Origin of the sequence: Paenibacillus puerhi (assembly GCF_009846885.1) — a bacterium.
Classification (GTDB): domain Bacteria; phylum Bacillota; class Bacilli; order Paenibacillales; family NBRC-103111; genus Paenibacillus_G; species Paenibacillus_G puerhi.
The window spans coordinates 232208-248028 of record NZ_WUWM01000004.1 but is presented as its reverse complement, the minus strand read 5'-3'; the positions used below and the strand labels follow the sequence as shown (position 1 = coordinate 248028).

Annotated in this window: 13 protein-coding genes; 8 read left to right on the top strand and 5 right to left on the bottom strand. The window is 51.7% G+C overall.

What is annotated here, in order from left to right:
- Window positions 1-50: 50 nt before the first annotated feature.
- Both GSF01_RS05665 and GSF01_RS05660 read right to left on the bottom strand, forming a co-directional pair.
- Complete coding sequence (locus tag GSF01_RS05665; RefSeq protein WP_159882042.1) at window positions 51-818, bottom strand: response regulator transcription factor; 768 nt, start codon at window positions 816-818, stop codon at window positions 51-53.
- Window positions 805-2580: a sensor histidine kinase gene (locus GSF01_RS05660; protein WP_159882041.1), complete on the bottom strand. Its 1776-nt coding sequence runs from the start codon at window positions 2578-2580 to the stop codon at window positions 805-807. Before GSF01_RS05660 ends, GSF01_RS05665 begins: the two co-directional genes overlap by 14 nt.
- Window positions 2581-2705: 125 nt before the next feature.
- Between GSF01_RS05660 and GSF01_RS05655 the strand changes: the two genes are divergently transcribed.
- From GSF01_RS05655 to GSF01_RS05630, 6 genes are all read left to right on the top strand, one after another.
- Window positions 2706-4055 carry an ABC transporter substrate-binding protein gene (locus tag GSF01_RS05655; protein ID WP_159882040.1) on the top strand — a complete coding sequence of 450 codons (1350 nt, stop codon included), beginning with the start codon at window positions 2706-2708 and terminating at the stop codon, window positions 4053-4055.
- A 103-nt stretch (window positions 4056-4158) separates the two neighbouring features.
- Entirely contained in the window at window positions 4159-5094 is a 936-nt protein-coding gene (locus GSF01_RS05650) for a carbohydrate ABC transporter permease (protein WP_159882039.1), read from the top strand.
- 2 nt (window positions 5095-5096) lie between these two features.
- Window positions 5097-5933 (top strand): carbohydrate ABC transporter permease, encoded by an 837-nt coding sequence (locus GSF01_RS05645; RefSeq protein ID WP_159882038.1) that lies wholly within the window; start codon window positions 5097-5099, stop codon window positions 5931-5933.
- Between the two features lie 47 nt (window positions 5934-5980).
- On the top strand, window positions 5981-7489 hold the full coding sequence (locus tag GSF01_RS05640) for a bifunctional metallophosphatase/5'-nucleotidase (protein WP_159882037.1): 1509 nt from the start codon (window positions 5981-5983) through the stop codon (window positions 7487-7489).
- Between the two features lie 21 nt (window positions 7490-7510).
- The gene (gene rbsK, locus GSF01_RS05635; RefSeq protein WP_159882036.1) at window positions 7511-8443 is read left to right on the top strand and encodes a ribokinase; all 933 of its coding nucleotides are present in this window, start codon (window positions 7511-7513) and stop codon (window positions 8441-8443) included.
- A gap of 33 nt (window positions 8444-8476) precedes the next feature.
- The gene (locus tag GSF01_RS05630; RefSeq protein WP_235941305.1) at window positions 8477-9424 is read left to right on the top strand and encodes a nucleoside hydrolase; all 948 of its coding nucleotides are present in this window, start codon (window positions 8477-8479) and stop codon (window positions 9422-9424) included.
- 129 nt (window positions 9425-9553) lie between these two features.
- On the opposite strand, the gene GSF01_RS05625 is transcribed toward GSF01_RS05630, so the two are convergent.
- Complete coding sequence (locus GSF01_RS05625) at window positions 9554-10195, bottom strand: TetR/AcrR family transcriptional regulator (RefSeq protein ID WP_159882035.1); 642 nt, start codon at window positions 10193-10195, stop codon at window positions 9554-9556.
- A gap of 315 nt (window positions 10196-10510) precedes the next feature.
- Between GSF01_RS05625 and GSF01_RS05620 the strand changes: the two genes are divergently transcribed.
- A complete protein-coding gene (locus GSF01_RS05620) occupies window positions 10511-11263 on the top strand; it encodes an SDR family NAD(P)-dependent oxidoreductase (protein ID WP_159882034.1) in 753 nt (250 codons plus the stop codon).
- Between the two features lie 71 nt (window positions 11264-11334).
- Here GSF01_RS05620 and GSF01_RS05615 read toward each other — a convergent pair whose 3' ends face one another.
- A complete protein-coding gene (locus GSF01_RS05615) occupies window positions 11335-11892 on the bottom strand; it encodes a maltose acetyltransferase domain-containing protein (protein ID WP_159882033.1) in 558 nt (185 codons plus the stop codon).
- 392 nt (window positions 11893-12284) lie between these two features.
- Between GSF01_RS05615 and GSF01_RS05610 the strand changes: the two genes are divergently transcribed.
- A complete protein-coding gene (locus GSF01_RS05610; RefSeq protein WP_159882032.1) occupies window positions 12285-13697 on the top strand; it encodes a copper amine oxidase N-terminal domain-containing protein in 1413 nt (470 codons plus the stop codon).
- A 220-nt stretch (window positions 13698-13917) separates the two neighbouring features.
- Here the strand turns inward: GSF01_RS05610 and GSF01_RS05605 are convergent, their stop codons facing one another.
- Window positions 13918-15792 (bottom strand): FUSC family protein, encoded by a 1875-nt coding sequence (locus tag GSF01_RS05605; RefSeq protein ID WP_235941303.1) that lies wholly within the window; start codon window positions 15790-15792, stop codon window positions 13918-13920.
- Window positions 15793-15821: the final 29 nt, after the last annotated feature.

Below are 15821 nucleotides of genomic sequence, written 5' to 3'. Positions count from 1 at the left end.
AGGGAGCGTACCTCTCTGTGTTAGCACCAAGTCCTGAGTTTATAGGAGGCTCATCCTTGTTTCCCCAATCTTTGTTTATACTCCTTGGGGGTCAGCCCGTAAGTTTTGCAGAACACTTTGGTAAAGTATTTGGAATCGCTGTAGCCGACGTGCAGGCCAATGTCATATATGCGTAACAGCGGGTCTTTTAGCAGCTCGCATGCTTTCTCCATACGCAGATTCGTTAAGTAGGCAATGAAAGAATGGCCGGTTATCGTTTTGAATAATTGCCCAAAGTAATGAGGGGTGAGATGGGCTTCTTCCGCAGCCTCCTTCAAGGTGACCGGCCTGTGAAGATTCGACTTCATGTAGGCGATAGCTTTAGTAACGATAAGCTCATGATAGGTGGCGGGGACATCGTCCTCCACGGAGGACGAAGCGTCATGGGCAGACTCGCGGCGCTCCTCGTCAGCTATTATCCCGTCGATGATCGCTAGCAGCTCATCCGTATCGATCGGCTTCAGCACATAGCCTCTTGCCTGATATTTCAAAGCGGTACGGGCGTAGGAGAATTCCTCGTAGCCGCTGATGATCACAACCTGAATATCCGGATTCGAGGCATACAGCTGCTGAAGAAGCTCCAGACCATCCATGTCAGGCATGCGGATATCGGTGATGACCAGATCGACAGGCTCGCGATCGATCCAGGCTAAAGCTTCCCGGCCGGTAGCCGCTGTCCCTACGACCTCGATGTTTCGCTCGCCCCATTCTTCCATGGAGCTGATACTGTCGGATATGAGCCATTCATCATCGACGATCAACAGCTTATGTTGTTTCATGCTCAGCCCTCCTTGGCAATTTGATCGTAACGACCGTACCTTGATCGGGATGGCTGTCTAGGTGAAGCCCGTACGAAGGGCCGAATTGAAGCCGGATTCGGGATTGCACATTAAACAGCCCGACTTTGCTTTTATATTTGGACAAGTCCTCCGAGTGATATTCCAGGTTGGTCCGCACTTCCTCGAGCAAGGCGGCAGGAATGCCATTGCCGTGGTCCCGGACCTGCAGATACACATCCTCGTCCTCCTGCCAGCCTCTTATTTCAATCTTCCCGCATGCGCTCCTCCGGTCCAAGCCGTGTATAATCGCATTCTCTACAATAGGTTGAAGAATCCATTTCATGGTGTATAAGTGAAGCACTTCTTCGTCGACGTCTACCTGATATTCCAAAAACCCCGGCATCCTTAGCTTATGAATCTCCAGGTAATACCGGATGTATTCCAGTTCCTTGTCCAGCGGAATAAATTCTTCGAACGTACCGATATTGACCCGGAATAATTTGCCGAGCAGCACGATCATCCGGCTGATTTCATGTTCTTTCTTTTTCCGCGCCAGAGAGTTGATCGACTCCAAGGTGTTGTACAGAAAGTGAGGGTTGATCTGCCATTGCAGGGCGGTAATCTCGGCCCGGCGTTTTTCATTCTGTTCTTTGTAGACCATGTCGATCAGCTCTTTAAGTTTATCTACCATTTGATTGAAACCATAGGAAAGAGCGCCGAGCTCATCCTTGCGTTGGAGGGAAAATTGCATCGTAAAATCGCCCCGACCCACGCTCCGCATATAAGTCAGCAGCTGCTTGATCGGTTCGGATATTCGCCTGGATATGAGCCACGAAGCATACAAACAGACCAGGACGCTTACTAAGATGAGAAGGCTGGCCAGTGTCTGGAGATTCCGAATCGGGCGGTAGAGTTCCTCTTCGGGGAAATAAGTCGTGATGGTCCAATCGGTTATCTCGTCATGACGCTGCAGGGTCAAATACGTTTTACCTGCGTTCGTGATCTTGTTCATGGGGCCGCTGCTTGTCTGCATGCGGTCAGCCGCAGTCCATGTCGGAGAGGCTGAAGGATACAGCACATTCCCATCGCGGTCGGTTACTGTCATTCCCGCGGCTGCAAGGCTCGGATCGTTACCGGGCGTGTAGCCGCTCCCGAATAAGCTGTCAAAGACAGTCGGTTTAAAATCAATGATCATGATTCCTTTGAAGTTCAGGTCATTGCTGTATAGGCGCTGGACATAGGAAAACACGCGCTGATTTCCTTTTTCCGCACTGTAAGGCCGGTCATGAACGGATGTGAGGTACGGGGCATAGGTAAGGCTCATGATGTCGGGCATCCAACGGAACGAGTTAAAGTCGGCATGATCTCGATTCAAGGGGTAGCCGTAGCTGTACACATAACCGAAATCACTGACCAGCGTAATGCCGACATTTTCGGGACGGATCGCTTGTATGCTGTCAAATAAAGGGTCGAGCTTAAAGAAAAACGTTAAATAGGTGTCCGCATCCCGGTTCTTCAAATAGTCCGAAACGGTGGCATTGTTCGATATCAATTGCTTCATCCGCTGCAGGTCGTTCATGTATAAGGATATGGTCTTAACCTTCTGCTCCATGCTCGAAGTGGCGCCTTGATCCAGCTTAGCTGTTAAGGCTTCGGCAAAGTAATGGTACGTCAGCCAGCTGGACAAGATAAGGGGGATGACCGAAAGCGCCAGAAAGGAAGCCAGCAGTTTATAAAAGATGGAACGAACATTCGAGCTCATGATAAGCTTCCTCTCCTTTCCCACTGTTTGTACACCTTTTCCCCCGTTTTGACTCATTTTATTAACCGTGAAAGCGGTTTATATTTATACCAAGCCGGCGCTACTAACAAGGGGAGTTGAATGAAATGAAATGGAGAAACCAATTATTCATCAGTCTAGCCATGACCATACCGCTTATCGTATCGGGCTGCCAATCGCCTACCGGTTCCACAGCCAGCAAAGGAGATGCCGGTGAGAAGAAGGAAGCTGTCGCCGCGAATCAGGGTAAAGTGCTCAAACTTATGATTCCTAATTATTTCAACGATATTGAAAAAAAGCAATGGATGAATGTGGTTGCCAAATTTCAAGAATTGAACCCCGACATCAAGATCGATCTGACCACAGGAGATATGCAGGTGGAGAACGGAAAGCTCACCACGATGCTGCAATCGGGAGTTACTCCCCCTGACGCTCTGCTTATCAATGCAGGGGCCGGCCGGGTCAAAATTTTGGCCGATGCGAACCTGATCCAGCCGATGAATGAGGCCTATAAGCAAAATAATTGGCAGGATAAAATTAAGCCGTTTGCGTACAATCTCGTGTCCGGTAATGACAAGGTATACGAATTGCCTCATTCGATGGACGCCATGCAGGTATATTACCATAAAGATATATTTGAAAAACAGGGCATTCAAGTACCGACAACCAAAGATGAATTCATGACAGCGCTTAGCAAGCTGAAGGCGGCGGGGATTGCCCCTATCGCAGTCGGAGCGCGTGACCGGTTCCCGATCAGCTGGATGTTCTCGACCATGCTGGAATCGGCGGCGGGACGCCAAGCCATGGAGCAAACGTTGTATGGAGACGGGAAATGGAACAGTCCCGAAATCACCAAAACGATCGAGATGCTGGCCGATTGGGTGAAGAATGGCTATATTTCCAAAGACTCCATCTCGCTGACTGCCGCTGACGCCAAATTCTCCTTCCTGAACAAAAAGACGGCGATGGCATTCTATAGCTCGCAAATTATTGTGGATGCGGTCGAAAACAAGGTCGAAGACAACCTAGGCACGTTTACGCTGCCTTCCTTCATTGAGGGTCAAACCTCCGCTCCGGCCAGCGGTCTCGGCACGACATGGGTTATTCCGGCGAAAGCGGAGCATACGGATTTGGCGATGACCTGGATGAACTTCGTTCTATCCGCCGACTTCAGCAAAGTCGTGCTCTCGGACCCGTCCTATAACTATATTCTCGTCTCGAAGAACGCCGCTTCCCAAGAGCCGGCGGGCCAATTGCTGAAGCAAGTGATGAAAGCGGTTGAACAAGGCTCGGGCTATAATCCTGCCGTGTTCATCGGCCCGGAAACCAAGGAAGCCTACTTCCAGAATCTCCAAGGCATTGTCGGAGGCTTGACGACGCCTAAGGAGGCTGCCGATAAGATTCAGGCAGGCAAAGACAAGGATACCGCAGCCGGCTATAAAATAACGAAAAAATAAGGTTCTTTCGTTCGGGGCTCGAAGCGCCGGGAGATGAACGCCCGGATAGGATAGGCCGTATCCCGGGTCCCGGGCCCCGAGCTTAAAGACAGGAGGGAATGCAATGATGAGCAAAACGGCGGCTGCGCCGGAACTGGCTGCTCATGCAAGAGCCGGTCACCGGCGAGCGAGAAGCAGAAAAAAGTGGTTGGTTTACGCTTCCTTTCTGATGCCTTCATTTTTGCTGTATGGGATCTTCCTGCTATGGCCCGTGATTCAGGCCGTGCAGCTTAGCTTATTTGATTGGGATGGTTCCTCCTCGACGATGACCTTCGTCGGTATGGGCAACTATACCCGTCTCGCCGAGGATCCGATTTTCTTGAAAGGGCTGTCCCATAACTTCATATGGGTGCTGCTCAGTCTTATCCTGGTGGTGATCCCGACCTTACTTTTGGCCATTCTCATCAGTAAGGTGAAGAAGGGGAAGCTGCTTTTCCGGGCGGGCTTTTATTTGCCGTCCGTGCTTTCCCTTGCCGTTATCGGGGTGCTTTGGTCGAAGATTTACGATCCGAACGCCGGGCCGATCAACGAAGTTTTGCGAAAGCTTGGTCTGGAGAGCTTGACGCATAACTGGCTGGGCGAGCCGCTCACCGTGCTGCCGGCCCTGGTCGTGGCCAGCACGTGGGCCTTCTACGGGCTCTACATGATTCTGTACTTGGCCGGCCTGCAGAATGTCGACTATTCGGTTTATGAAGCGGCGGATATTGACGGAGCCGGACCTATCGGCAAGTTTTGGCACATTACCGTTCCGAGCTTGAGCAATACGATCAATGTCGTGGTCAGTATGGTCGTTATTTATGCCTTCAAAGGATTTGCCATCGTCTGGATCATGACCCAGGGCGGACCCTTCTACATGAGCGAGATCGTGCCGACCTACGTGTACAAAGCGGCATTCAGCATGAATAAAGTCGGCTATGCGACAGCGGGCAGTCTGGTCCTCGGGATCATCGTCATGAGCTTTACCTTTCTGTTTAACTACTTGAGGGAAAAGAGGGAATAAGCATGCGATCCGGGTGGAGTATACAGAGAAACTCTCAGCTGATTCTTTTGATTTTTTTGACACTCCTGCTCCTGCTTACGATCGCCCCTATTTTCTGGGCAGTACTAGGGAGCTTCAAATCGAATTTTGAGATCGTCAATCATCCGTTTTCCTTGCCGTCTTCGTGGAAATGGGACAATTTTATCGGGGCGTGGGAGCTGGGGAATTTCAAAGCCTATTTTCTGAACAGTGCCTTTATTACGGTTTTGGGCATGATTTTGGTAGGGCTTGTCGCTTGTCCCGCTGGGTATGCGTTTGCCCATTTTTCTTTCAAAGGCCGAGACTTTCTTTTCTATTTGTTTTTGATAGGGATGCAGCTGCCTGTGCAGGCGGTGATCATTCCGGTTTTCTACCAACTGAAGGCGATGGGGCTTGTCGACAGTCTGCTCGGAGTAACGCTGGTATCCGCAGCCGAGGCTCTGCCGTTCTCGATCTTTCTGATGCGCAACACCTTTAAGGATGTGCCCAAGGAGCTGCGCGAATCCGCGTGGGTGGACGGCGCGACGGAGTGGCGAACGTATCTTTCGATCATGCTGCCGCTGGCCAAGCCGGGCGTGGTGGCGCTGCTAGTTTTTACCTTCATGAACATCTGGAACGATTTTCTTACTCCGTTGGTTCTTCTCATATCCAATGAAAACTTTACGCTTTCCTTGGGGCTGTATTCGTTTACCGGGGAGAACGCAACCAACTTTTCGCTTATATTTGCCGGGACGGTCATCAGCATGATCCCAAGTATCGTGGTGTATCTGATTTTCCAGCGCCAGTTTATTGAAGGCATGTCGGCCGGTTCCGTTAAATAAGGACTTGAAGGTGAACGAAATATGTAGAGCTGGGGAGAGGACAAACTATGGCTACAATCAAAGAACTGACTATTTTATATACGAATGATTTTCATGCTCAGGATAAACCCGTCAGAGCGACCTGGGTGGAGGGCAGTCCGATGATGGGAGGCGCCGCTTATCTGGCGAGCTATGTGAAGAAGATACGAGCTTCGGAGGAGAATGTGATCCTGCTCGATGCAGGAGATATCCTGACAGGTCCTCCGATCAGCACGCTTACGGAAGGCGAAGCTCCGGTCGACCTGTTCAGCTGTATCGGTTACGACGCGGTGGCGATCGGGAATCATGAATTTGACCATGGATGGCAAAAGACGAAGCAGCTTCTGTATCAGGCTAGATTTCCGTTTCTGTCGGCCAATATTTTTTATAAAAACACGAATATCCTGTTTGCCAAGCCTTACGAGATTCTGGAAGCGGGCGATGTGAAGGTCGGGGTGATCGGCATCCACGGGAAGAAAGCGGGCTATGAAACCATTTCGCTGGATCAGATTACCGAACTGGAATTCAGAAGCCAGGAGTCCGTCCTTCAGGAATACGTTAATTTGCTGAAGCCGCATGTGGATTTGATCGTGGTGCTGGCGCATCAGGGGATTCCCGCCGAGCAAGGCACGGAAGACCGGGAAGTGGTCGTCGAAAGGGACTTTGAGGAAGACGTGCATATCATCAATCAGGTAGAAGGCATCGATGTGCTCATAGCGGGACACTGTCACAAGTCGATCGAGCAGCCTTATGTAGCGAAGAAGACCGGCACGCTGCTCATTTCTACCCGGGGACTCGGGACGGTGGTCGGATATTTGAACTTGAAGATTGATATGGATGCCAGAGCCATCGTGGATTATAACGCTCATCTGGAGCCGATCCTATCCGAGCAGATGGAGCCCGATCCCGAGCTTGAAGCCCGGGTCGCTTATTGGGACGACCGGCTGAAGGTGCTGATCGATCAGAAGATCGGTTACGCGACCGGCAACTTCACGAGAAATTATTTCGAGGAGTCGACACTCGGCAATCTGATTACCGATGCGGTAAGAAGCTACACGCATGCGGATGCTGCTTTTCAAGTCGGCGGCGGGTTAAGGGCGGATATCGTCAAGGGAGATATTACGTTCGGGGATGTGATGAACGTGATCCCGTTTAATTCGGAGATTCATAAGATAGACATGAGAGGGGACAACCTTCTCTATCTGCTGGAGCAGAGCGCCGCTATGACATCCGGAGTTCTACAGCAGTCGGGGGTGACTCTGGTTATCGACCCATCCCGTGACATCGGAGAACGGGTGATCGAAGCAACCATCAACGGAAGCAGGCTGGAGAAGGATCGGTATTACTGCGTGGCTGTGAATGCCTTTATGCTGGCGGGCGGGGATGGCTTCACCGGCTTCATGAAAGGGGAGAACATCCGGAACACGTACGTGATTGAAAGAGATATCGTCGTGGACTATATTAAAAAACAGGAGCAAATCGAGCCGCAGCTCAGCAACAGGCTGATCATTCAGGAGATGGCGGTTCATGCTGACTAATACCTTCAGGAGATGAGGCTCATGAAAAGGCCAAACATTGTGGTCATCGGAAGTTTAAATATGGATATCGTCATTGAAACGCAGCGTCCTCCTTCTATGGGGGAGACGGTTATGGGCACCGCGGTTCACTTTATTCCCGGGGGCAAGGGCGCCAATCAGGCGGTGGCTGTGTCGAGGCTGGGCGCCAGGACGACGATGCTCGGCGCGGTCGGAGACGATAGCTTCGGGGAGAGCCTGCTGACTTCTATGAAAAACAGCGGGGTAGAGGTGGATGCGGTACGAGTAGCTGAGGGCGTTCCGACCGGTATCGCTTCTATTCTTCTGGCCCAGGGGGATAATCAAATCGTTGTCGTTCCCGGCGCCAATGCCCATTGTTCGCCACAGATTATCGAGCAGCACGAGCGCGTCATCGCGCAGGCCGATGCGGTTCTCCTGCAGCTGGAGATTCCGCTGGATACCGTCTGCACGGCAGCGCAGCTCGCCAAGCGGCACGGCAAGCTAGTGATTCTCAACCCTGCGCCGGCAAGGGCGCTGCCCAAGGAACTGCTCGAGCTTACGGATTACATCACCCCCAATCGTTCAGAGCTTGGTTTACTTACCGGGATGGAAACCGATCACGGTCGATTGAACGAGGCGATGAGCCGCTTACAGGATATGGGACCCCGACAGGTCATCACTACGCTGGGGGCGGACGGATCGGCGTTCATGCGAGCGGATGGGGTCATGACGGCGGTCCCTTCCTACCAAGTGCCGGTGGTGGATACGACGGGAGCGGGAGATGCCTTCAACGGAGGGCTCGCTTTCGCTCTGGCCATGGGGAAGGAATTGGCCGAAGCGGTCCGGTTTGCCGCCAAGGTATCCGCACTCGCGGTTACCCGGCTGGGGGCTCAGGCCGGTATGCCCACCCTTGCAGAGGTGGAGGCCTTTGACGGGGCCATGCGGGAGACGCCGTGAATAAGGACGATAACAGAACGAGGAAGTGATCTTGTGGCCAACCAAGCCATAACCGCTAAGCGAAAAATCATACTGGATTGCGATCCGGGGCTTGATGACGCCATAGCCATTTTGCTGGCAGCGCGAAATCCGCACATCGAGCTGGTCGGCGTTACGATCGTCGCAGGCAACGTAGGATTGGATAAAACGACGCTCAATGCGCTCAAGGTTTGCGAGCTGGCCGGCTTGACCCATGTGCCGGTAGCCCGAGGTGCCGACCGGCCGCTTCTGCGGGAGCCGGTGGCCGCCGATTACGTTCATGGCGAATCGGGCATCGGCGGAGTCGTTCTTCCCGACCCGGTTAAAGCGAGTATCAACCGGCATGCCGTTGACTTCCTGATCGACACCCTGATGGAGTCGGATGGAGATATTACGCTTGTTCCTATCGGCCCGCTGACGAATATTGCATTGGCCATGCGCAAAGAGCCGCGGATCCTGTCCAAAATACAGGAAATCGTCATCATGGGCGGAGGAACGTTCGGCAATATCACGCCTTCAGCCGAATTCAATTTCTATGCGGACGCCGAAGCGGCGAGGGTGGTATTGGCCAGCGGCGCTCCGATTACGATGATCGGCTTGGATCTGACACATCAGGCGGTAGCGACAGAAGCCGTTAAAGAACGGATTGCTTCCCTGGACAATCACATATCGCGCTTTATATTGGAGCTATTAGGGTTTTATGAGGTTATATACAAGGAAAGGGGCTTGCCCGGAGCGGCTGTTCACGATCCTTGCTGCGTGGCGTACTGCATAGACCCTACACTCTTTACTACAAAGCTGCTGCGCGTCGATATTGAAACTCGGGGCGAGCTTTCGTATGGTATGTCCGTTATCGATACGTACGGCGTAACCGGCAAGCAGCCGAATGTGAGGGTGGCGCTCACTTTGGATCACGAGAGGTTCTGGTCGATGCTGACCGATACGATGAAGGAATATGCTTAAGGATGGAAGCCGCCGCATGAGCTGCGGCTTTTTGTCATTGGCAGGCGTCCTGGCCTGAAGCGACGGTTGGTGTCTACCTTCCGGGTCACTGTTTATACAGAGGGAGCCGGCGCTATGTTTATAGCGGCCTCAAGGCCGCAGGTAATCGATAAGAATTTTCTTGAGGAGCTGGAGCTGGAAGTCGGATGTCAGATCGGACTCGAGCAGAAGAATATTTTTTCGAAGGGATAGCTTTCTAGAAAAAAGTCCAAACGTGTTGAGAACGGTAGTTAAAGTATCTTGAACGGAGATATCGGAGCGAATGGATCCGTCCTCAAGGCCATTTTGAATGATAGTCAAGTATTCGCGGGCGATTTTGCGATTCAAGGCCTCAAAATCTTGTATACCCTCTAGCGGCTCCAAGGAATGGGAAGCATAGCTCTCGAAATCGACCATAAAGGTGATGCTAGGATTGTTGTGATCCTCGATAAAGAAATCGAATAAGCGTTCGAGCTTTTCAAGACAGGTCAGGGGCAGCCCGGCGATGGATTGAAATTGATGGAGGATCGGTTCGAGCAGCTTGTTGGCGACTGCGACGATTAGCCTTTCTTTCTTTGGAAAATACCGAAACAGGGTAGCAATGCCGATATTCGCGTCATTGGCGATATCCTGCATGGTGGTTTTTTCGATTCCCTTCAAAGTAAATACACGCTCGGCTGCTTCGACAATCGTGATTAACCTGCTCTGTTTGCCCTTCAATCTCTCTTGTTCATATCTTGATTTCGGATCCATAGGAGGATGACCCTTTCATTTCCGGTAGTATTGGTTGAATGATACGTATTATATCGGTCAACTTTGCCTTAAGCAAGCAAGAATTGTGTTCCATCTCAATGTGTGATATGATTTCTATCGTGATGATAGCAACTATATCATTTTTTTAACGCATGCAACTGCCATTCTATTATGCTGGAGGTGTCAGCGGCCTGGAACGACTGGGGCAGGCAAGGTTACGTCCGCTCACATATCGAATAAGAAACCGTACTTCCACTCATAATAGTCGGGGTGGATACCAAGGGAATGGATAAGAAAACAAGGGAGACATGCCATATGAGCCGTCTTACGAATAAAGTAGCGATAATTACAGGAGCAGGAAGCGGGATGGGGCGCGAAGAAGCGCTGTTGTTCGCAAGAGAGGGAGCAACAGTAGTAGCGACCGATATCAATGAAGCGGCCGTGCAAGCGGTCGTCAAGGAAATGGAAGGCATCGGCGGACAGGGAACAGCCTATGCGCATAATGTTGCTTCCGAAGAAGAGTGGATCCGGGTGGTAGCGGATACGATCGCGCGTTACGGCAAAATAGACGTTCTGGTTAACAATGCGGGAATTTCTCATGCCGCAGGGCTGCTGGAGACAACGATTGAACAGTGGAATAAAGTGATCCATATTAATCTGACGAGCACCTTCCTCGGCATGAAGCACGTTATCCCCCATATGATAGACAACCAGGGCGGCTCGATCATTAATATTTCCTCGATCGCCGGACTTACCGGCGGCAGCGGAGCAGGGGCCTATACCGCCTCCAAAGGCGGAGTCCGCATGCTGAGCAAGGCGGCAGCCGTTGATTTTGGCAAGCATCATATCCGTGTTAATTCGGTGCATCCCGGCTTTATCGAAACGCCGATGAGCACGGAGTTTGTGCAGAACAAACAAATGCTGCAATGGTTCTTATCCCAAACCGCTCTGCCAAGAGTCGGGAAAGCCTCCGAAGTGGCGGAAGCCGTCTTGTTCCTGGCTTCCGACGAATCCGCCTATATTACAGGTGTAGAGCTGCCTGTAGACGGCGGCGTTACGGCTAAATAACCAAACAAGAATTAAGCGGCATTTAAGAGGTGACTCCCGTATGAACAGGGGTCACCTTTTTCCATCCCACATCAAGGAACCGGCTTGATCACCTTGGACGGATTCCCGCCCACCACGACATTGTCTGGCACGTCTTTTGTGACGACCGCACCGGACGCTATTACGACGTTGTTGCCTATATTTACACCTGGGTTGATTACGGCTCGCCCGCCGATCCACACATTATGACCGATGGTCACCGGCTTGCCGTACTCCGCGCCAGATACTCTCTCCTCGGCATCAATAGGATGCGTGGCGGTGTAGATATGGACGCCGGGCGCTATGAAACAGTTGTCGCCGATCCGAATTTCGCAAACGTCCAGGAAGACACAATCGAAGTTCGCAAAGAAATTATCGCCAACATGGATATTATAGCCATAATCACACCGGAAGGTAGGCTCGATATACAAGTTCCTGCCCGTCGACCCAAACAGCATTTTGAGTAGCTTCGTGCGATGCTCGAATTCCGTCTCGAGCGTGTCGTTGAAGAGCCGGGTAAGCTTGCGAGCATTCAACCTATCTTGCATCAGTTCGGGATCTGCGGCGTGATAGAGCTCACCGTTTAGCATTTTTTCTTTTTCCGTTTTCATGGGACAACTCCTACCTTCAATTTTTGAGTCGTTACGTTCATTCCAGGGACAGTCCACCCCGTATTCATCAATCATCTATCCAATTACTCATAACTCTGCCCCCGTATAACAAAAAGCAGCCCTGCAATCGCCAAAATGCGGACGCCCTTATAGCCCCAAGAGCATCCCGAATCGTTGGTGTCCGTGATACCCATCTAAAACAGAAATCCCATGTCTCACAAACATTTTTGTTCATTAAAAAAGCTCTTTACTTGCAGATCGAATTCCTTTATATTCAGCTTAATAGTGCTCCTTTCATAGGTCTGTGGATGTCTTGACAACCTCCATGTGCTTTGATTTGGTGCACCCTTTTTGCTTCTGTTGGCAGGTTTATCCGAAAAGGAGTGTGTGAGTTGAAATCATTGTTCACAAGGATGCTAGTGCTGCTGATGTTGTCGGTGCTGCTGGTTCCGTCAGGCATGGCCCAGGCTAGTGAGACTACGAGTAAATGGTATTGGGGAGAAACCAAAACAGGTGTGTATCAGCCGCTTCATCCGAATACGTTGAACTGGTCGGGAAATGTACTGGATAAGGGCGGGTTGAATTTAACTACGCTCAAGCAGACAGCAAAGCCCGATGAGGCGGATATGGTCATCAACCAATATGGCGCGATAGGCGCCTCCGCCATTCTGAAGCTGGAGGGGGAAAAGCTAGAAGACCCCACACCCCGCGATCTGAAAGGCTTTTCGAACTCCTATACGTTAGCGGTGGGCGATATCTATCTGGTCATGCTGAGCACGGGCCAATACGCGAAGGTTAAAATTGACCAGGCTTCGCCCGCCAATGGAGCCAGCTATCAGCAGGTTTCCTTCAGCTATGTACTGGAGAGCAAGGAGAAGGCCGCTGCGGAGCCGGAACCGAAGTCAGAACCAAAGCTAGAACCTAAGCCGGACGCCACAGTCAATAAGACATCCACAGATGCTGCAGGAAGGAACAAGCCTGCATCGACGATCAAGCTGACCATCGGAAATCCGTATGCGGTTGTACAGGGAAATACCGAAACGTTGCAGGTTCCCCCTGTCGTCGTGAACGGCACTACACTTGTGCCGCTTCGTTTCCTCGCGGAGTCGCTTGGCGCGGAAGTGAAGTGGGATGGAACGGAACGGAAAATCACGCTGATCCAAGAGAAGCAAACCATCACCCTCTGGATCGATAAGCTATCTGCAACCGTCAATGGCGGGACAACGGCTCTGGAAGCCGCGCCGCAGATCATCGAGGACACCACGGTGGTGCCGATCCGGTTTATTAGCGAAGCCTTCAGCCAGTTGGTAGACTATGACCCGGACACGAGGTCCATCACGATCACGGGCGAGCTGGGAGCCGCCGTTAGCCCTTCGCCTGCCAAACCCGCCGATGCCGCGCAAGAGATAGAGAAGTTTGCAGTCAAGGACTATGATTTCGATACATTTGCAGGCAGCTACGACCTATGGATCGAGGGTGGAGCCACCAATTTGTACGATAAGGATACCGGCAATTATGCTACGCACGAATATACGGCCGGGGCTGCCGCAGGAACGCTAACTATAAATACCGACGGCACCTATACCATAAAAACGACGGAAACCAAATCCGGTACGTGGAGACCGTCGAAGGTTAATGAAGTATTCGGTTATGAAGATTCCATTATTTTGGAGAATGGACCGGACAACATCAACTGGACGCTGCTCGTGAACGCGAATGGTAAAACCATGCTCTCCTATGAGGCGGGCAAATGGACCGATGGTAGCGTGATGTGGCTCCCGTACTATATAGCAAGTAAACGATAAGCAGGGAGGAGCCGGCGAAGTGAGGCTGAGTACTTCACGGGCCCCAAAGCAGGATAAATCCATATAAGCTTACCTGTGTAAAAGCCGCAAGCGTCCAAGGCAGTCCGCTGTCTTGGACGCTTCTTCTGTGTCTGGGGCTTTCCATGCGCCTGATTAGGAGGAGGCCATTCTCTGGCGGATGCGGGCTATCGACTTCCGGGTCACTACCATAAAGATGATTTTATGACGCCCAGGCGCTCCCGCTAACCTGAAGTGCTTCCTGCAGATCATGAATCTCTTTGGTCAGATTTAAATACCCTTTAATCTCAGGGATGCTTTTTTTGGCCGGGGGCCGTCTTCGCTCCGCAGCGTTGGCCATAGTTCCGAACACAAGCAGCATTTGGGACAGGGTTTCATCGGACAGAACGGGCCGACCTGTGTACTTCATGCAGGATTCAAGCAAATACCCCAACTGCTCTATGGAGAATATAGCAGGCCAAAGAAGCTCTAAGGCTTGCTTGTGGCTTGGAATTTCCCCCAATGCGGTAGTATATACGATTTTTAAATTGGTTAAATTGGTTCGCATTTTGCTTCGCTCTATAGAATCCTGGTCATCAGAATGATCCTCGCCTACCGGCGACCCGGAGAATAAGTCCAGTAGAAATTGCTGCTGACTTCGGATCGTTTTCGCCATGAAGTGGGGGAGCAGGTTGGAAGCCTGCCGCGAGCCTATCACTAAGGTTCCGACAAGACCGATCAGGGCCCCAATCACGACGTCTATGATTCTCGCCGATGCAAAATACGAAAATTCAACCAAAGGAGATGTGCTCTCTGCGAGCAGCAGGGAGTTGGACGTGATAAATAGGGCTGCGATCCCATAGTTATAGACGATAGCAAGCTCGGTAAGTGCAGTAAGCAATACGATAGCGATCACGATAACAAGCCCTTCAGGTTTACCGGAAAGAAGAAGGGTAGCCAGGAGGACGCCCGCGATCGTTCCGGCGGAACGCTGGATGGAACGGTGGAAGGTAGCCATGATCGTGGAGCCCGACATAACGGCCGCGCAGGATAGGGTAATCCAGTAAGAGTGACTGGAGTGAACGGAATTAGCGATAACAGCAGCCAGGGTAAGGATTGTCCCATATCGAATAGCGGTAAAGAAAACAATGGAGTTTTTATCAAAGGCTCCTCCTAATACGGTCTTGAGAGATGGCTTCGAGATTGGTATCCCTTGATCCAGCTGGGGCCCAGGCTTTCTCAGGATCGCATATGCCTCATCGATGAGAGCGAATAACCGCTCTACGTCTTCGTCTGCCTGCTTCGGCGGGTGGAACTGGCAGGCGTCGGAGCCATTTTTATAATCGAGTGAAGCTGCAATAGCGCGGAGGGAAGCTCCGAATTCCGAAGGCAGCTTGACGCTATCGCTCTTCTCCAGATGCTCTAGAATATTCAGGAATATCGTATTGGCATGGTCATATAGCAGGAGAAGTCTGTTGTATGGGGCTGAGCTACGCCAGGACAAGTGTCCGGCCAGTAAGGTGTCATTGGCCATAGTCAGCGTAGACATCAGCCGCTGTCTGGCCGCCTTATCATGCTCCGTACCCGCCGAATCGATGAAAGCGGCAAGCTCGTCGTATACTTTTGTTACGGCATGGGCTTCAGGCCCAAAAGGCTGGATCAGCCAACCGATCATGCCCAGCATCCAGGATAATGCCCCTCCTAGACAGACAAGCCCTGCCCGCAAGGGGGCCAGTGCCGGATCGATGGGCATCCCCGTGGACATCAGAAAACCGAGCACAAAAAAGATAGCAGAAGGTCCCGCTATTTTGAATGCGCCGAAGATAAATACAGCGAGCGCGCCGATGATCCCCACCGCAATGGCTGCCGCAGTGGGATAAGGCGCAAGAAAGGTCCCTAGTCCAACGGACAGGGCCATACCGAGAAGCGCGAAGAACAGCTTTTTGGCTCTGTGGGCATACGGGACATGGAAGGTATACAAGTAGGTGAAGCTCCCGATCCCGGCGATCAGCCCGTACGGCAAATTCCCGAGCAGTAGCCCCAGCAGGACCGGTAAACCGGCACATATTCCCGCGCTAATAGCTTTTTCCCAAGGCATAGGGCTTCTCTTAATTGTAAAGGCTTGCT